Genomic DNA, 17,505 nt, shown 5'->3' with positions numbered 1-17,505 from the left:
AGGAATATGCTATGTCTACCATTACGAAACAAATATTAAGCGGTGCAAAATGGACAAGTGTTTCAACTTTGATCGTCACGGTCATTCAAATTATACAGTTTGCACTGCTCGGCAATATCATGACAATTGCCGAATTCGGTTTGGTCGGAATGCTGACCACCGTAACGATTTTTACACAAATTGTACTCGATATGGGATTCGGGGCCGCTTTAATTCAAAAGGAGAACATCAGTGAACGCCAATTATCGACCTTATATTGGCTGAATATCCTAACGGGCATCCTTTTGTTTATCGGCCTCTTTTTCCTGAGTCCGTTCATCGCAGACTTTTATCAGCGGGACGAACTGGTTTTTCTTGTGCGGATTTTGGCCATCATGTTTTTGATCGCCCCGGTCGGCCAGCAGTATCAATATATGCTGCAAAAAGATCTGAAGTTTAATGTGCTGAGCAAAATAGAAGCGGGTGTCACCGTTTTGTCATTTGTGCTCCTGCTCGTTTTGGTTTTTCTGATGGATCCGATTGTGGCCTATGCATTGTCACAAGTTTTTCTTAATTCGGTTAAAGGCATCATGTTTTTTGCTGTATATTTAAAAAAATGGCGTCCAACTCTCGTCTTTGCGTTGGGGGAAGTGAAAGAATTTTTCTCGTTCGGCGCGTTTCAGCTCGCTTCAAGGCTTGTAAACAGGCTTGGCGCCAATATCGACATGATTTTGATCGGACGGTTTCTCGGTGCGGAAGCATTGGGAATCTATAACCTGGCGTATCAAATTATTACGATTCCCGTATTAAAAATCAATCCGATCGTGACACGGGTAGCGTTTCCCGTCTTCTCAAAGAATCAAGGGAACAATCAAACGCTGCGCGAAGGCTTTTTAAATATGACAAAGCTTCTCTCGCTGATTTCATTCCCGCTTCTGATCGGACTGATGACTGTTTCAGATTTATTTATTGAAGTCGTCTTCGGAGAAAAATGGCTGCAGGCCGTACCGGTTCTGAATATCCTCGCGATTGTCGGGCTGCTCAGGGTTTTGATGAATCCGAACGGATCGGTTTTGCTGGCGAAGGGGAGAGCAGACTTGGCATTTTATTGGGACAGCGGGATCATGCTCCTTTACGGGCTGTCTCTTTATGCGGCGGTATTAACGAATGATTTGACGATCACCGCCTGGACCTATGCAGCGATCAGCCTGATCAATTTCTTTATCGGCAGATGGCTGCTCAAATATGTCATCCAGCTGAAGATGGGCGAATATTTCAGAACCGTTGGAAAACCGCTGGCCTTGACACTGCTCATGGCATTGCTGGCTCTTGTCTTGAGCGTCGGCAGCAGACATCTGCTTCACGGCGCCATGCTTCAGCTGGCAGTTTCCGTCGGAATCAGCGGAATTTTTTACGGTTTTCTGGTCAGTAAATTTTATCGGCGGGCTATGAAGATCCAATTAGGAAGATGACAGCAGAAAGGGCGTTTCATCATTGAAGGTTCTTTGGATTACCAGTGTTTATCCAAGCAGTCAAAAACCGGGAGAAGGCGTTTTTCATGAAACACAGGTTCAGGCGCTGCGGATGCAGGGCGTTGATGTGGCGGTCATATGTCCATCACCTGTGAACCCTGCTCCCCTCAGGCTGCTGAAAAAAAAATACCGTCAAGCACGAACAGTCCCGGAATATGAAGAAAGAAAAGGCATCCCGGTCTACAGACCGCCGTATACGGCTCTGCCTGGACAGCTAAAATGGGCTCAGCCGCATCGCCGGATTGCAAAGTCTGTATTGAGGACGATCGAGAAGCACGGGCTTGCGCCGGATCTTATCCATGCCCATTTCGCGATGCCATCCGGGGGTGCCGCTGCCGTTGTTTCACAGAGGCTGAAAGTTCCTTATGTTCTGACTTTGCACGGAAGCGATGTCAATATTTATCCCCAATACAGCAAAGGCGCATTTCGAGCATTTGAAACAGCTGTGCATTCCGCGGCAAAAGTTCTGGCTGTCAGCGATGAGCTGAAAGCCAAAACAAAAGAAATGACCGGTGCTGAATGCTCGGTTCTTCCTATCGGCGTCAACCTGGACCGGTTTCAAAAACCCTCCGCTTCAACATTTGAATTGAGGGAGAAATTCGGCCTGCCGAAAGACAAAAAATTGCTGACGTTCGTCGGCCGCTTGGTGAAAGGAAAAGGAGTAGCCGAGCTGGCGGAAGCGGTCAGGCAGCTTGATGACAGCTACAGAGCTGTGTTTATCGGCGACGGACCGGAGAAGCAGCACATTCGTCAAACCGCCGGTGAAAAAGCGATATTGACGGGGCAGGTCGCAAACCATGAGATATCAGAATATCTGGCTGCATCAGATCTGTTTGTGCTTCCTTCGTATTCTGAGGGGATGCCGACTGTCGTCATTGAAGCGCTCGCCCTCAAGGTTCCGGTGCTTTGTACGGCGGTCGGAGGGGTTCCGTCTTTATTCGGGAAACACGAACATCTGCTGATCAAGCCGCGCTCGGCTTCCAGCATAACAGAAGCTGTCAAAGGTTATTTGGAAGGTGCGGATTGGCAAGAAGACATCGCTGAAGAGCTGTATCAAACGGTACACGATGATTATGACGCCTTTGAAAATGCCGGCAAGTTACTGGATGTGTATGGGGATGTTGCTGAGAACAAAAATTAAGTTGGGATCTGTCGGTTAATATGCTTATGAGTGTTGAATATAATACTGTTTAAACCCATTTATTTGCGTCTAAGCTAATAAAAATAAGAATTGGGAAAACGGAAAACCCAGATTTTTTCAATAGAAAGAGATAAAGATCATTACCTAAATCAAGCTATTGGATTTGAAGGGTCAGCTGAAAGAAGGGAATGATAATGTTGAAAAGAATCGCTGTCATTGGAACGGGATATGTCGGGCTGGTGTCTGGAACTTGTTTTGCCGAAGTGGGAAACTCGGTTGTCTGCTGCGATATTGATGCAGAAAAAATAAGAGGACTCTCAGCAGGAGTGATGCCGATTTATGAAAACGGCCTAAAAGAACTTGTGGATAAAAACGTAAACGAAAATCGCTTATTTTTCTCTACTGATATTCCCAAGGCGATTGAAGAAGCAGAGATTATTTATATTGCAGTCGGAACACCGATGTCGGAAACAGGGGAAGCAGACCTGACATTTGTCAAATCTGTTGCCGAAATGATCGGGAAGCATCTGAACGGCTATAAAGTCGTCGTCAACAAAAGCACTGTCCCTGTTGGAACAGGAAAGCTCGTACAAGCCATTATAGAACGCAATTCAAAAGGGGAATTCCCTTTCGACGTCGTTTCGAATCCGGAGTTCCTTCGTGAAGGAACAGCTATTTACGATACGATGAATATGGAAAGAGCCGTCATCGGTGCGACAAGCGAAAAGGCTGCTGCGATTATTGAAGAGCTCCATAAGCCTTTTCAAACGAAAATCGTCAAGTCTAACCTTGAAAGTGCAGAAATGATTAAATACGCTGCAAATGCATTTTTGGCTACAAAGATCTCGTTCATTAATGATATCGCGAATATTTGCGAAAGGGTCGGAGCTGATGTATCAAAGGTGTCTGAAGGTGTCGGACTGGACAGCAGAATCGGCAATAAATTTTTGAATGCCGGAATCGGCTTTGGCGGCTCTTGCTTCCCTAAAGATACAATGGCTTTATTGCACATCGCGAAGTCAGTCGGCTATCCTTTTAAAATGATTGAAGCCGTTATTGAGACGAATCAAAAGCAGCGCGCCCACATTGTGCAAAAGCTCCTTGATGTGTTTGGCGATTTAAACGGCATGACCATTTCGGTTCTTGGGCTGGCATTCAAGCCGAATACAAACGATATGCGCTCGGCGCCGTCTCTGGATGTCATTCCGATGCTGAGAGGCCTTGGTGCTCATATTAAAGCATACGATCCCATTGCAATTCCGGAGGCAGAACGCTTATTGGGAGATCAGGCCATATACAGCAACGATTTGTATGATACTGTAAAGGATACTGATGCTTGCCTCATTTTGACAGATTGGCCACAGGTTAAAGAAATGGATTTTAAGAAATTGAAAACATATTTAAATCGTCCTGTTCTAATTGATGGACGTAACTTGTTTAAACTTGAAGATATGAGAAGAGAAGGATTTATTTATCATTCAATTGGCCGCCCTGGAGTACAGGGAGAGAAAAGCTTAACAAAAGTATAAAACGAGGGGTGTTATTAATGGAAAAAGTACTAGTGACAGGCGGATGCGGATTTATCGGCTCGCATATCGCTGAACAGCTTCTGAAAGAAAATTACCGGGTTTCAATTCTTGACAATTTAACTACGGGACACCGCTCCAACATTGAAGGTCTCGCGGTTGACTTTTATGAGCAGGATATTACAAAGCCGGAAGTCATCGACGTCATCAAAAGCATTGATCCCGATTATATTATTCATTTAGCTGCACAAGTAAGCGTGGCGGAGTCTGTCAGCGATTTTTTAAATGATGAAAACATCAATATCAAGGGATCGCTCCATATCATTAAGGCAGCGGGTGAATGCAGCGTGAAAAAGATCGTCTTTGCATCATCAGCAGCTGTTTATGGAGATCCTGAATATCTGCCTGTCGACACTCGTCATAAAACAAATCCAGGCTCACCCTACGGGCTGACGAAGCTTACGGTGGAGAACTACTTAAAGCTGGCCTATGATCTGTATGGAACCGAGTATTGCATTTTGCGGTACAGCAATGTATACGGGCCGCGCCAGGACGCAAAAGGAGAGGGCGGCGTCGTATCGATTTTCTCCGATTTGCTGACAAGCGGCAAGGCTCCGGTGATTTTTGGAGACGGAGAACAATCGCGCGATTTTATTTATGTCGGTGATGTGGCTTCCGCCAACATCAAGGCGCTCAAAGCTCAATCAAACGTTTGTTTAAACGTTTCGAACGGCTTTTCGATCACAGTCAATGAGCTGTTTGCAGAGATGAAAAAAGCGACGAACTCGGCGCTGTCTCCGATTTATCAAGATGAAAGACCGGGGGATATCCGCCACAGCACACTGTGTAATGAAGAAACAAAGAAAATTTTAAACTGGGAACCAAAAATGCCGCTCGCTGAAGGACTGGAAAAGACCATTTCATATTATAAAAAAGAAATGAATATGTAAATCACTGGCTGCTGGCTGATGTCGGCAGCCCTTTTCCAGAAAGAAGCGGAAGGAGGGGGAAAAATGAGTCTCAAACGTTCCGCGGTCAATGTTTTGGTTTGGCTCGCCGCATTGACCGCAGGGTTAGCATTCGTTGTATTGGCCCAGTCCAATGCAAAAAAAGTCTTGTTAGCATGTCTGATTTTGATTGCGCTGACTTTGATCATTGTGCTCCGGAAGTATTTGTCGTCCGAGCAATTGCTGATGCCCGTATTATATCTGCTTATCGCTGCAACATTTGCCAACAATGCTTTTTTTACGATTAAATTGGGCTTTTTCAGCCTGTTTCCATATCGAATTCTTCTGATTCTGGCAGGGTTCTTATTCATAGCGGAAATGTTGAAAGGCAGCCAGCACCTTGAAAAGTGGAAGCAGGTGCATGTTAAAGGCATTCTGATGTTTTTCACGTTTTGGTTCTGCTATGGAATGATTTCGCTGCTTTGGGTCAAGTCTGCTACTGAGGGCGTAAAATATCTGTTCCTATTGGCAATGGGAATGTTTTTTGTTTTTCTGATTGTTATGTTTTTTCAAAAAATGGATCGAATTCTCGCGTTTTATTACATATGGTTGGTCATGACCGTATTTTTAATGGTCATCGGGTTTTACAACCACTTTACATTAAACCACCTGCCGAGCTCGACCCTTTATAACGGGCCGCACTATAAACAGCACTATCCGACATCCGTCTTTTTCAATCAGAATGACTTTGCGACATTTCTATCCATCAGCTTTTTCTTTTATTTATCTTTTTTCAAAAACATTAAAAACAGCTATTTAAAAATAGCGGGGCTGCTCCTTGCGTTCTGTTCGGCCTACTTGATTTTCCTGACAGGATCAAGAGCCAGCATCCTGGGAATTATAGCCGGACTTGCCGTTTATGCGTTTATTTTGCTGCCGAAGGTGCTTAAAAAATGGGCGCTCATCGCCGCAGCTGCAGGATGTATCGCTTTTGTCACACTGTTTGCAGGAAAGATCACCGGAGCTTTTTATACATACTTTTTGGCTCCGCAAACTACACACGATTTCAGCGAGCCGCTGCCATCCAATGTCGCCAGGGCAAACTTGTTGAAAAACGCCGGGCATTATGTGCTGGATACTTACGGATTTGGCGTTGGCGCCGGCAATGTACCTTATTATTTGGAACATCACGCATTGTTCGATACAGACCGGGTCGTGGAGGTTCATAACTGGCTCGTAGAGATCATGACGAATTTTGGAGTTGTGATGATGCTTGGTTATTTAACGATGTACATTTATTTAATAACCGTGCTTTACCGATATTATAAAAGATCGCTTGGAAAGCGGTACAAGCTTCTCATTGAAGGTTTGACAGCCGCGCTCGTCGCCTTCCTTGTATCAAGCATCAGTCCGAGTTCCGTCTCGAATCTATATTTCCATTGGGTGTTTCTCGCCCTTGTGATTGCGACGGTTAATACCTTTAGAGTCAGCGGAACGGATGAAACCGAACAGTATAGGTGATTTTTGAAAATCGAATTTAAAAACAGGGAGAAATTCATGTGATGAATTTAATCAAACGTATTGCTGGTAGAGTGAAAAAGTTTATTGTGGCGATTATTGCGCTTCCTCTTATTCTTGGTCTTGTCGGCTATTTTATGCCGAAGGGGAGCGTTGCTCCGTCCGATTACACGGCTACTGTAACGATATCAACCGGGAACTATGGAGAAGCGAAGTACAACAATGCAAAGCAGGTGCCGCTGCTGTTGAAAAACGAAGCCTTTTTAAAGGACATTTTCCCGGATATGCCGGAAGAGGATCTGGCGCAGTTGAAAGACGATCTGGCGATTGAAATCAGAACGGATTCACTTTTTAACTTAAGTTATACAGGGCCTGACAAACAGAAAACATTGGATACTTTAGGAAAAGTTAAAGATGCCTATATGAAAGGCGATAAGGCGCTGTTTTCAAAAAGGGAAGAAGTCATCGAAAAGAATATAAAGGCGCTTGAAGGCGAAACAGTCAGCGCTGATTCCAAAGTTGATAAACAGCGGTTTTTGTATGAACTTGAAACAAGCAAGCTTGATATGAAGGCTGCTGAAGAAATTGAGCCCTTGATCGTGCTGGATAACCAGGCTGCCGGCATGTCGCCTAAAAAAAGAGCGGTATTAGGCGTACTGATCGGTTTAGCGCTGTCGTTTTTTATCATTGTCGTTCCGGAAGTATTCAGAGAACGTTAAATTTTTAATTGGGGATGTGGATCAGGACCATGACGAGGCAAAAACCTTTAATCTCTGTCATTACGCCTTCCTATAACGCGGAGGAATTTATCGAAAAAACCATTCAGTCCGTCTTAAATCAGACGTTTTCCGACTGGGAAATGATCATTGCCGATGATTGCTCAACAGATGGGACAAGAGACATTTTGAAGCGCTATGAAGAAGATGATGAACGGATCCATGCCATTTTTCTGAAAGAAAATCAAGGCGCTGCAGCGGCTCGAAATGCAGCGCTCAGCAAAGCCGAAGGGCGCTATGTCGCCTTTTTGGACAGCGATGATGTGTGGAAAGCAGAAAAGCTGGATAAGCAGCTTGCCTTTATGAGGAAGCATCAGCACGCTTTCACATTTACGGCATACGAGCTGATCAGCCAAGACGGCGAACCGCTTCATAAAACCATTCATGCACCCGTCAGCCTTACATATGATGATGTATTAAAAAATACGATTATCGGCTGTTTGACGGTAATGATTGACAGAGAGCAAACGGGTGATATCCGGATGCCGAATATCAGAACCCGTCAGGATTTGGCGACATGGCTGTCCGTATTAAAGCGAGGATTCAAGGCATTCGGCCTGCACGAACCCCTCGCCGAATACCGCATCGTTGAAACATCGATCTCCAGAAACAAGTGGAAGGCGGCGCGAAAAACCTGGTATGTGTACAGGGAAATCGAACGCCTTCACTTGATGAAAGCGACATGGTGCTTTTTCCATTACGCTAAGAACGCAGTCATGAAAAGATTATAACGGCATTGACAGAAAAGGTGATTGAAAGTGAAAGCAGATCAAGTCATACACGTCATAGTAGCGACAGGTGAATGGGGACAGGATCAGCTAAGGTACAGAAGGCACCGCCTTGCTGAGTTTTTGGCTGGCCGCCAGGAGACGAAGGAAGTCATTTGGGTCTGTCCGTCTGAAAATCCTTCCCGCGAGACATTTACATTGCTTGACAACGGAATCAAGCAATTTGCAGTCAAAGATTTTTTGAAAAAGAAAATATTCAGGTTTGCCCGCTACAAGGATGTTTTTTATAAAAGCAAGCTGAAGCCGCTGCTTGACCGGCTGAAAGAAGACGTTCAGGGGGAAAAGGTGTGCTTATGGTACACATTCCCCGGTTTTCCGCTGCTGTCATCACTTTATCAGTGGGATCAGGTCATCTATGACTGCAGTGACCTGTGGGCGGCGCCGATCAGCGGAAGCCAAAGCCTTGTCTCAGGATTCAGGCAAAAGGTTATTTTTGAAGCTGAAGGCAGAATCATTAAAGCTGCTGATACGATTTTTTGCACTTCTGAATATTTGCACCAAAACGTAGCAGACCGGCTTCAAGGAGAGACAAAGCCGGTTTTTACAATCGAAAATGGTGTGGAATACAGCTTGTTTGCGAAAAATAAGCAAAAAGCCGATGTATTGAACGGAAGGGAAGGCACCGTCCTCGGCTTTATCGGCGGAATTAAGCCGAAGCTCGATTTTAAGCTCATCAAAGAAGCTGCCAAAACCAAAAAAGAGTGGACGTTTTTATTTGTCGGTCCTGACGGGACAAACGGAGACGAAGATTTTAAAGCGCTTCTTGAAGAAGAAAATGTCATTTGGACGGGGCCCGCTGCGCCGTCGGAAGTACCGGCTTATATGAATGTAGTGGATATCGGGATCATGCCGTATAAACCGTCGCCATATAATAATGCGGTATTCCCTTTAAAGCTGTTTGAATTTTTAGCTGCCGGAAAGCCTGTCGCCGGTATGAACCTTCCTTCAACAAAAAAGGTTGAACAGGAACACGTTTACCGTCATCTAACAGGAAACGACCCCGTTGAATTTACAGCGCTGTGTGAAGAGCTGGAGCTTGCGCATGAAGATGTCTCCCATGTGGAACTGCGCAGAAAGATCGCACATGAAAGAGACTGGCATCATTTATTTTTATCGATGCTTGATAAATTGAACTTGAATAAAGATGCATAATTTGCGGCGGGGGATATTAATTCGTGATGTTTCTTTTGGCTGGAGCTTGTTATAATAAATAATGAAATTGTATAATGAAAAGGTATGATCTTTAATACGACCAGACTTCATTTAAAAAGGAGACTTCCTTATGTCTTATGAACGCACTATACTTGCGTTTTTTGTCTCTCTCATTACTGTTTTAATTATTACTCCGCTTGTCAAACGTCTAGCAATCAAATCCGGGGTCGTGGATCAGCCGGATAAACGAAAGATACATGATAAAGTAATGCCGAGAATGGGCGGTTTAGCCATTTTTATAGGAGTATTGACCGGTTCGCTTGCCGGAGGCCTTTATGAAAACAGAATAACAGCAATTACACTCGGTGCTTTTATGATTGTCATTTTGGGCATTGTAGATGACAAACACAATTTAAGCGCGAGAATTAAATTTATCGTTCAAATATTAGTAGCCTGCATCATCGTCAGTACAGGCTTAAAAATGGAATTTTTATCGATTCCATTTTGGGATCTTCGCTTTGATTTGGGGTGGCTCGCATACCCTCTGACGATTTTATGGATCGTCGGGATCACCAATGCTATCAACTTAATCGACGGATTGGACGGACTGGCTGCGGGTATATCCGTCATCGGCCTTTCGACGATTGCCGTCATGGCTTTTTCTGCCGATAAAATCTTGATCTTCTCTCTGTCGCTGGTTGTCATCGGAAGCACGATCGGCTTTCTGTTCTATAACTTCCACCCGGCGAAAATTTTTATGGGAGACACGGGCTCGCTCTTCTTGGGCTATGTGATCTCGGTTCTGTCGCTTCTCGGACTGTATAAAAGCGTGACCCTGTTCAGCGTCGTCATTCCAATCATTATATTAGGAGTGCCGATATTTGACACGACATTCGCGATCATCAGGCGGATTTTAAACAAACAGCCGATTTCGGCGCCCGACAAATCGCATATTCACCACAGGCTAATGGCCTTTGGACTGTCCCATCGGAAAGCCGTCATCGTCATTTATTTAATTGGCATCGTCTTCAGCCTGAGCGCCATTCTTTTAAAAACCGCGACGCTCTGGGTGTCCATCTTCATCATCTTCGGCTTAATCCTGTTCATGCAGATCATCGCAGAAGTGACAGGCCTTGTAAATGAGCAGTACAAGCCCTTTACGAAGTTTTACAGGCGGATGGTGAAGAGGAATTAATGCGCACAAAAACCCCTGGATTCCAGGGGTTTTATTATTGCTGCAACTCAGGAAGCCTCACAAGCGGTTGGTTGATTAACCAAAAACTCTATGAGAAGGAGGATTTTTTATGGATGATCATCATCTTGGACAGATCGAACAAATTATGAAAGCACTCTATAAATCCTGGTCTTCAGATTCAAGTTCAAAATGGAGTCAGGATAACCCTGCGAAGGGACAATGCGGCGTAACCGCCTTAATCGTAAATGATCTATTAGGTGGAGAAATAAGAAAAACAAAGCTGCCTGAAGGGTGGCATTTTTATAATGTTATCAATGGTAAAAGATATGATTTAACAATTTCCCAATTCAAAGAAGACATCCTGTATATGGATGTTCCCTCAAATAGAAACGAGGCATTCTCAGATACCAACGAAAAACAGTATAACTATTTAAAACAAAGTGTTATCAATCAATTGTCTTTTTCAAAAGAAAGGGGAACCCTTAATATATAAAGAGTTCCCCTTCATTTTATTCGATTATGAATTTCACATTCAACAGAGCCAATCAATAAGAAGAAGCAGCAGACGATTCAGCTGAGCTGTCTGTCCCGTCAGCGGTTGCGGAAGATTCAGACGATGTTCCGCTTGAATCAGCGGTTGAGTCCGGGTACAAGTGATGGGTCAATTCATTTTGCACGTTTGCAAGGTTTTGCTGGTCAGGCTCAAAGTAGTAAACATCAGCGATCGTAAGATCTTTTCCTGTGATGTTTAATGTTTTTATATCATCACCAGCAAAGCCGCTGTAGATTTGCTGAAGCGCCAGAGCCTGTGTGATTTTGAAGTTTGTCTGAATGTTTTTGCTTGCTTTTTGGGCTATTTTATCAATTTTAGCGAGGTTTTGCGGTTTTGAGATTTGATCAAGAACGGCTTTTAAGATTTGCTTTTGTCTGTCGTTTCTCCCGAAGTCTCCCCGCTTATCCTGTTTTCTCATCCTTGCGTAGGCAAGAGCTTCCTCTCCATTTAGATGCATGTTCCCTTTTTTAAAATAGATTCTCTTGGATTTGGAGACATCGCTTTTTTCGCTGAAATCAAACGGGACGTCAATATCGATTCCGCCGATTTCATCGATGACATCTTTGAACCCGTCAAAATCGACTGTGGCATAGTAATCGATCGGGATTCCGAGGAAGTCCTCTACCGTCTCGATTGTTTCATCCTTGCCGCCTTTTGCATAGGCCGCATTTATTTTTGTTTTTGTGCCGGCTGTGTCACTGGCCAAATGCACCCTTGTGTCCCTCGGAATGCTCAGCATTTTCATCGACTTCTTTTTAGGATCGAGCGTCACGACAATCAGGGAATCCGTCCGTCCGTGCTCGCCGTTTGTCGAATAATCTTCAACTCCCATAAAAAGAATCGAAAACGGCTTTTTTTGAATATTAACGACATCGTCCCTGAGCTTTGACTTCTCTCCGCGTTCAAGCTCATCATAAGTGCCGTCAGCCGCGGAAATCGTGTTAATAATTTTATATATGCCCACTCCGCCGACTACGAGAAGTGCGAGCAGCATAAGGACTATAAACCGTTTAATCAGCTTTCTCTTTTTATTCTTTTTTTTTCGCACTTTCACTTTAATACGCTCAGCCATATAATAATTCTCCTTTAATTGTTAAAAGCTTCTTCCAAATAGACTTGAATGCCTTCTCTATTCTCACTCTTGCCATTTGTTAATTCGGTTATCCATTTCGTAAATGCCTGTTTTTCACTTTCCTTGACATACGTTTCAAATTCGACATCATCGGCATAATGAATGTCTTTTATTTGATAAGGGGACTCGCGAAGCTCGTTTTCAAGCTTGCCGAGCCATGTATAGTTCACTGTCGTGTGCATCACCCGCATCAGCTTTCGTTCGACAACGCCGACATGGTTCAGCCCCTCTGACACGGATTTTCCATAAGCCCGTATCAGCCCTCCAGCGCCGAGTTTAATACCGCCGAAATACCTCGTCACAACGGCGCACGTATCTTTAAGGTTGCGTTTCTTCAAAACTTCAAGCATCGGAACTCCAGCTGTCCCGCTCGGTTCTCCGTCATCATTCGCTTTTTGAATTTGATCATTTTCTCCTATGACGTAAGCCGAGCAATTATGCGTCGCATTCCAATGCTGCTTTTTTATGTGATTGATAAAGTTCTGTGCTTCTTCTTCAGTACTGACGCGGCTCAAGTGGCATATAAACCGGGATTTTTCAATCACGATTTCATGGGTCCCTTCACCTACAACAGTGAGATAACTTTGCAGCATGCCTGCTTACCTCCTGACAAGCCATGCGGCTGTTCTCCTAAAAATCGAACAGACTTAGAATTTTGGCGCGTATTTTGTTATGATTAAATAGAAATGGATCGGTAACCATAAAAAGACCAAAAAACCAGAATACGCATTCTTTCATTATAATTCGACACGAATTTCAGTTCAATGAAATTTATGATAAAAGTAAATGACAATGCTGTTACGGAGGGAAAATGGGTGAGTATTTCCAAAATGGACTCCAAAGTTTTAGATTCAATCATTATGAAGATGTTAAAAACGGTTGACGGGAGCAAGGATGAGGTCTTTCAAATCGGAGAGCAGTCCCGTCAGCAATATGAAGGCTTGGTAGAAGAGCTGAAGCAGATTAAACAGCAGGTCAACGAAGTCATCGACCTTGGAGACAGGCTGGAAGTGCATGCCCGCCATGCGCGAAACCGCTTGTCTGAGGTCAGCAGAAACTTTCATAAATTCAGTGAAGAAGAGATTCGCGAAGCTTATGAAAAAGCCCACAAACTGCAGGTTGAACTGACGATGATCCAGCAGCGTGAAAAGCAGCTGAGAGAGAAGCGTGATGATCTGGAACGGCGCCTTTTGGGGCTTCAGGAAATCATCGAGCGTTCAGAAGGGCTTGTCAGCCAGATTACCGTCGTCTTAAACTATTTAAATCAGGATCTGCGCCAGGTTGGCGTTCTCCTAGAAGATGCGCAGGCCAAACAGGATTTCGGACTGCGGATCATCGAAGCCCAAGAGGAAGAAAGAAAAAGGGTCTCAAGGGAAATCCACGACGGCCCTGCGCAAATGCTGGCCAACGTCATGATGAGATCTGAGCTGATCGAACGCATCTTCAGAGACAAAGGAACAGAAGAAGGCTTTCAGGAAATTAGAAACCTCCGGCAAAACGTCAGAAATGCTCTTTATGAAGTCAGAAGAATCATTTATGATTTAAGACCGATGGCTTTAGATGATTTGGGATTGATACCGACGCTCAGAAAATACTTGAACACGATCGAAGATTATCATGGAAAAGCAAAGATCCATTTCCAATGCATCGGAGAATCCGAAGATAGAAGAATAGCACCGCGGTTTGAGGTTGCACTTTTCCGGCTTGCACAGGAAGCAGTGACAAACGCCTTAAAACACTCCGAATCAACTGAGATTCATGTTAAAGTAGAAGTGACAAAAGATTTTGTGACGTTGATTATCAAAGACAATGGAAACGGCTTTGACTTAAAAGAAGTTAAAGGCAAGAAGAACAAATCTTTCGGTCTGCTAGGTATGAAAGAAAGAGTCGATTTGCTCGAAGGTTCAATGACAATCGATTCGAAAATAGGTCTTGGGACATTTATTTTGATTAAAGTTCCGCTGTCTTTGTAAAGATAATTGTAAAATAGAGACAAAAGACATATTGACCATAAAAGCGGTGTGTTTAACAATGAGAATGGGGAGGCGTAGCTTGTGACTAAAGTAAATATTGTAATTATTGACGATCATCAGTTATTCCGTGAAGGTGTCAAACGGATTTTGGATTTCGAACCTACCTTTGAGGTAGTGGCCGAAGGAGACGACGGAGATGAAGCGGCTCGCATTGTCGAGCACTACCATCCTGATGTGGTAATCATGGATATTAATATGCCGAATGTAAACGGCGTAGAAGCGACAAAACAACTGGTCGACTTGTATCCGGAATCAAAGGTTATTATTTTATCTATCCATGACGATGAAAACTATGTTACACATGCATTAAAAACAGGAGCCCGCGGCTATCTGCTGAAAGAAATGGATGCCGACACGCTGATCGAAGCCGTGAAAGTTGTGGCTGAAGGCGGATCTTATCTGCATCCTAAGGTTACTCATAATCTTGTGAATGAATTCCGCCGTCTTGCAACAAGCGGTGTATCATCTCACGCTCAACATGAAGTGTATCCGGAAATCCGGAGACCTCTTCACATTCTTACCAGAAGGGAATGCGAGGTTCTGCAGATGCTGGCGGACGGAAAAAGCAACCGCGGAATCGGCGAATCATTATTTATCAGTGAAAAAACGGTTAAAAACCATGTCAGCAACATCCTTCAAAAAATGAATGTAAACGACAGAACGCAGGCTGTCGTTGTAGCCATTAAAAATGGCTGGGTAGAAATGAGATAAAGGTGGACTTGCCATAAGGCAGGTCTTTTCTTTTAGCAGAAAATCAAACTTTATAATGAAAAAAGCTGCTTTTTCTTTTAGAATAGAAAAGAGTATCTTTCATAAGGAAGGTTTATTTCATGAAAACAGCAGTAGTAACAGACAGTACGGCATATATACCTAAAGACCTGCGTGAGCGCTACAATATTTATATGATACCTCTCAATGTGATCTTTGGAGAGACTTCATACAGGGAAGAAATCGATATGAGCTGGAAGGACTATTACAAAGAAGTAAAAGCTCACGAAAATCTCCCGACGACTTCCCAGCCCGCATACGGCGAGCTGATTTCTCTCTATGAAAAACTCGGGGAAACATATGATGCGGTCATCAGCATCCACCTTTCCAGCGGCATCAGCGGAACATTCAACAGCGCTGTATCAGCACGCGGTATGCTTGAAGGAATTAAAGTGTATCCGTTTGATTCAGAAATCAGCTGCATGGCTCAAGGTTTTTATGCGATCGAAGCGGCTGAGATGGCGGAAAAAGGAGCGGCTCCGGAAGAAATCATTCGCCACTTGGATCATATGAAAACCTCAATGAGGGCTTATTTTATGGTTGACGACCTTTCGCATTTGCAAAGGGGAGGACGCCTGAGCGGCGCCCAGGCTTTTGTCGGAAGCCTTTTAAAAGTAAAGCCGATTTTGCATTTTGAGAACAAGCTGATCGTTCCCTTCGAAAAAATCCGGACGAGAAAAAAAGCGATGAACCGTTTATTTGAGCTTTTTGGCGAAGATGCCGAAAAAGGAAAGCCGTTGAGAGCGGTTGTGATTCATGCCAACCGTGAAGAAGAAGCCGATCAAATAATCGAAGAATTGTCGCAGCAATACGCACATGTCGAATTTTATAAAAGCTATTTCGGGCCTGTGATCGGCACCCACCTTGGTGAAGGAGCAATGGGTATCGCCTGGTATACAGTATAAAAGCCAATCTCCGTTTTGCAAAACGGAGATTTTTTCTTTTTCTACGGTTTTTGAGGGAGATTTTAAGATTTTGACTGTTTTACAAGAAAACATGGATGATAGATACTGAATGGCAGATTGGAGGTGATTCACATCGAACATCCGGCATCCTATTCCTGTGAATTGCGGTCATGTTTGGAGCAGCGCCACCTTCTGAAAAGCGAACTTCCTTTTCCGGAACCTGTCATTGATTGGCATATCCAAGAAGGCCTGATAAAAACGGAGGAAGGCATTAAAAAAACGAAGAGAGGCTTTGTTTGCTTGAGGTGCGGCCAGCACGAGCGCTTCTATTTCGCTCGATATCCTTGCTATAGGTGCAATAAATGCTGCGTGTACTGCCGAGCCTGTGTCATGATGGGCAGGGTGAGCGAGTGTACGTCTCTGTTGACTTGGCGTGGACATGGCAGACATGAATGGGCGCCTGTTTACACGGAGTGGAAAGGCGTACTTTCAGCCGGTCAGGAAAAAGCGGCAAAATCTATTATCGATGCTATACGCAGGAAAGAAGAGCTGTTGATCTGGGCGGTTTGCGGATCGGGAAAAACGGAACTTCTTTTTCAAGGGATCGAATTCGCGCTGAACAACGGTTTGAGAGTATGTATCGCCACTCCGAGAACAGACGTTGTGCTTGAGCTTGAACCGCGGTTTCGCCACGCCTTTCCCGGGGTGGAAATCGCCGCTTTATACGGAGGGAGCCCAGACGTTGGAACTCTCTCGCCGCTTGTCATTTCAACTACCCACCAGCTGCTCCGCTATAAAGAAGCATTTGACGTGATCATCATAGATGAAGTGGATGCTTTTCCGTATTCTATTGATAATACGCTGCAATACGCTGTTAAAAAATCGGCAAAACGGCAAAGCGCACATATCTATTTAACCGCCACGCCTTCTAGAGATATGAAGAAAAGGGCTGAGAGCGGAAAGCTGCACACCGTCCGTATTCCCGCAAGATTCCACCGCAGCCCGCTGCCTGAACCTACATTGATTTGGTGCGGAAATTGGGAAAGGGGTTTGAAACGAAGAAAAGTTCCTTTTCGCCTCAAAAAATGGCTTTTTAAGCACCAGGAACTGCAGCATCCGGTTTTTCTGTTTGTTCCCTCTATCCCTGTTCTTAAAACCGTGGTCAGTCTGCTGAAAAAGGAAACATTTCGCGCAGAAGGAGTCTATGCCGAAGACCCTGAGAGAAATGAAAAAGTGAACCGGTTTAGGAAAAGTAAGCTTGAGGTGCTCGTGACGACAACGATTTTGGAAAGAGGTGTAACCGTCAAAAAAGCACAGGTTGGAGTATTGGGGGCAGAGTCGGCTGTTTTTTCGGAAAGCGCTCTTGTCCAAATGGCCGGCAGAGCCGGCAGGCATCCCGAGCACACAGATGGAGACGTCTGTTTCTTTCATCACGGCAGGACAAAGTCGATGAATGCGGCACGACGTCATATTCAATATATGAATAAACTGTCTAAAAAGGAAATGTTGATTGACTGGTCTGATATTCATGGTAAAGTATACCTATGAATATAAAATGAG

Annotated in this window: 16 protein-coding genes; 14 read left to right on the top strand and 2 right to left on the bottom strand. The window is 44.2% G+C overall.

The window, feature by feature from the left end:
• Positions 1–11: 11 nt before the first annotated feature.
• The 10 genes from tuaB (at position 12) to M1D67_RS19420 (ending at position 11,047) form a co-directional block, all read left to right on the top strand.
• Positions 12–1,451: a teichuronic acid biosynthesis protein TuaB gene (gene tuaB / locus M1D67_RS19465; protein WP_195536828.1), complete on the top strand. Its 1,440-nt coding sequence runs from the start codon at positions 12–14 to the stop codon at positions 1,449–1,451.
• A 22-nt stretch (positions 1,452–1,473) separates the two neighbouring features.
• Positions 1,474–2,652: a teichuronic acid biosynthesis protein TuaC gene (gene tuaC, locus M1D67_RS19460; RefSeq protein WP_309539575.1), complete on the top strand. Its 1,179-nt coding sequence runs from the start codon at positions 1,474–1,476 to the stop codon at positions 2,650–2,652.
• 197 nt (positions 2,653–2,849) lie between these two features.
• The gene (tuaD, locus tag M1D67_RS19455) at positions 2,850–4,181 is read left to right on the top strand and encodes a UDP-glucose 6-dehydrogenase TuaD (RefSeq protein WP_095292153.1); all 1,332 of its coding nucleotides are present in this window, start codon (positions 2,850–2,852) and stop codon (positions 4,179–4,181) included.
• 17 nt (positions 4,182–4,198) lie between these two features.
• Entirely contained in the window at positions 4,199–5,128 is a 930-nt protein-coding gene (locus M1D67_RS19450; RefSeq protein ID WP_101561403.1) for an NAD-dependent epimerase/dehydratase family protein, read from the top strand.
• 63 nt (positions 5,129–5,191) lie between these two features.
• Positions 5,192–6,646: a teichuronic acid biosynthesis protein TuaE gene (gene tuaE, locus M1D67_RS19445; protein WP_020453127.1), complete on the top strand. Its 1,455-nt coding sequence runs from the start codon at positions 5,192–5,194 to the stop codon at positions 6,644–6,646.
• A gap of 41 nt (positions 6,647–6,687) precedes the next feature.
• Positions 6,688–7,362: a teichuronic acid biosynthesis protein TuaF gene (gene tuaF, locus M1D67_RS19440; protein WP_128822153.1), complete on the top strand. Its 675-nt coding sequence runs from the start codon at positions 6,688–6,690 to the stop codon at positions 7,360–7,362.
• Between the two features lie 29 nt (positions 7,363–7,391).
• On the top strand, positions 7,392–8,150 hold the full coding sequence (tuaG, locus tag M1D67_RS19435) for a teichuronic acid biosynthesis protein TuaG (protein WP_186439810.1): 759 nt from the start codon (positions 7,392–7,394) through the stop codon (positions 8,148–8,150).
• A gap of 21 nt (positions 8,151–8,171) precedes the next feature.
• Positions 8,172–9,359 carry a teichuronic acid biosynthesis protein TuaH gene (gene tuaH / locus M1D67_RS19430; protein WP_231005547.1) on the top strand — a complete coding sequence of 396 codons (1,188 nt, stop codon included), beginning with the start codon at positions 8,172–8,174 and terminating at the stop codon, positions 9,357–9,359.
• A gap of 130 nt (positions 9,360–9,489) precedes the next feature.
• Positions 9,490–10,554: a glycosyltransferase family 4 protein gene (locus M1D67_RS19425; RefSeq protein WP_025810697.1), complete on the top strand. Its 1,065-nt coding sequence runs from the start codon at positions 9,490–9,492 to the stop codon at positions 10,552–10,554.
• Between the two features lie 109 nt (positions 10,555–10,663).
• Complete coding sequence (locus M1D67_RS19420; RefSeq protein WP_020453122.1) at positions 10,664–11,047, top strand: YunG family protein; 384 nt, start codon at positions 10,664–10,666, stop codon at positions 11,045–11,047.
• Positions 11,048–11,099: 52 nt separating this feature from the next.
• Here the strand turns inward: M1D67_RS19420 and M1D67_RS19415 are convergent, their stop codons facing one another.
• Positions 11,100–12,179 (bottom strand): LCP family protein, encoded by a 1,080-nt coding sequence (locus tag M1D67_RS19415; RefSeq protein WP_020453121.1) that lies wholly within the window; start codon positions 12,177–12,179, stop codon positions 11,100–11,102.
• Between the two features lie 14 nt (positions 12,180–12,193).
• Complete coding sequence (locus M1D67_RS19410; RefSeq protein WP_479831459.1) at positions 12,194–12,832, bottom strand: YigZ family protein; 639 nt, start codon at positions 12,830–12,832, stop codon at positions 12,194–12,196.
• 222 nt (positions 12,833–13,054) lie between these two features.
• On the opposite strand from M1D67_RS19410, the gene degS reads away from it, so the two are divergent.
• From degS to M1D67_RS19390, 4 genes are all read left to right on the top strand, one after another.
• Positions 13,055–14,212: a two-component sensor histidine kinase DegS gene (gene degS, locus M1D67_RS19405; RefSeq protein ID WP_410553522.1), complete on the top strand. Its 1,158-nt coding sequence runs from the start codon at positions 13,055–13,057 to the stop codon at positions 14,210–14,212.
• A gap of 81 nt (positions 14,213–14,293) precedes the next feature.
• Positions 14,294–14,983, top strand: coding sequence for a two-component system response regulator DegU (gene degU, locus M1D67_RS19400; RefSeq protein WP_003185730.1), 690 nt, complete (start codon positions 14,294–14,296; stop codon positions 14,981–14,983).
• A gap of 119 nt (positions 14,984–15,102) precedes the next feature.
• Positions 15,103–15,945 carry a DegV family protein gene (locus tag M1D67_RS19395; protein WP_020453118.1) on the top strand — a complete coding sequence of 281 codons (843 nt, stop codon included), beginning with the start codon at positions 15,103–15,105 and terminating at the stop codon, positions 15,943–15,945.
• Positions 15,946–16,068: 123 nt separating this feature from the next.
• Entirely contained in the window at positions 16,069–17,493 is a 1,425-nt protein-coding gene (locus M1D67_RS19390; protein WP_479831458.1) for an ATP-dependent helicase ComFA, read from the top strand.
• Positions 17,494–17,505 lie beyond the last annotated feature (12 nt).

This window comes from Bacillus sp. PK6-025 (assembly GCF_056530265.1).
The sequence above is the reverse complement of the archived record's forward strand: the minus strand, read 5'-3'. Positions and strand labels throughout refer to the sequence as shown.

Coding starts and splice junctions, on each gene's coding strand:
- M1D67_RS19415 (WP_020453121.1), bottom strand. CDS start 12,179: ATGGCTGAGCGTATTAAAGTGAAAGTGCGAAAAAAAAAGAATAAAAAG.
- tuaF (WP_128822153.1), top strand. CDS start 6,688: ATGAATTTAATCAAACGTATTGCTGGTAGAGTGAAAAAGTTTATTGTG.
- M1D67_RS19410 (WP_479831459.1), bottom strand. CDS start 12,832: ATGCTGCAAAGTTATCTCACTGTTGTAGGTGAAGGGACCCATGAAATC.
- M1D67_RS19425 (WP_025810697.1), top strand. CDS start 9,490: ATGTCTTATGAACGCACTATACTTGCGTTTTTTGTCTCTCTCATTACT.
- tuaG (WP_186439810.1), top strand. CDS start 7,392: ATGACGAGGCAAAAACCTTTAATCTCTGTCATTACGCCTTCCTATAAC.
- M1D67_RS19450 (WP_101561403.1), top strand. CDS start 4,199: ATGGAAAAAGTACTAGTGACAGGCGGATGCGGATTTATCGGCTCGCAT.
- tuaE (WP_020453127.1), top strand. CDS start 5,192: ATGAGTCTCAAACGTTCCGCGGTCAATGTTTTGGTTTGGCTCGCCGCA.
- M1D67_RS19395 (WP_020453118.1), top strand. CDS start 15,103: ATGAAAACAGCAGTAGTAACAGACAGTACGGCATATATACCTAAAGAC.
- tuaB (WP_195536828.1), top strand. CDS start 12: ATGTCTACCATTACGAAACAAATATTAAGCGGTGCAAAATGGACAAGT.
- M1D67_RS19420 (WP_020453122.1), top strand. CDS start 10,664: ATGGATGATCATCATCTTGGACAGATCGAACAAATTATGAAAGCACTC.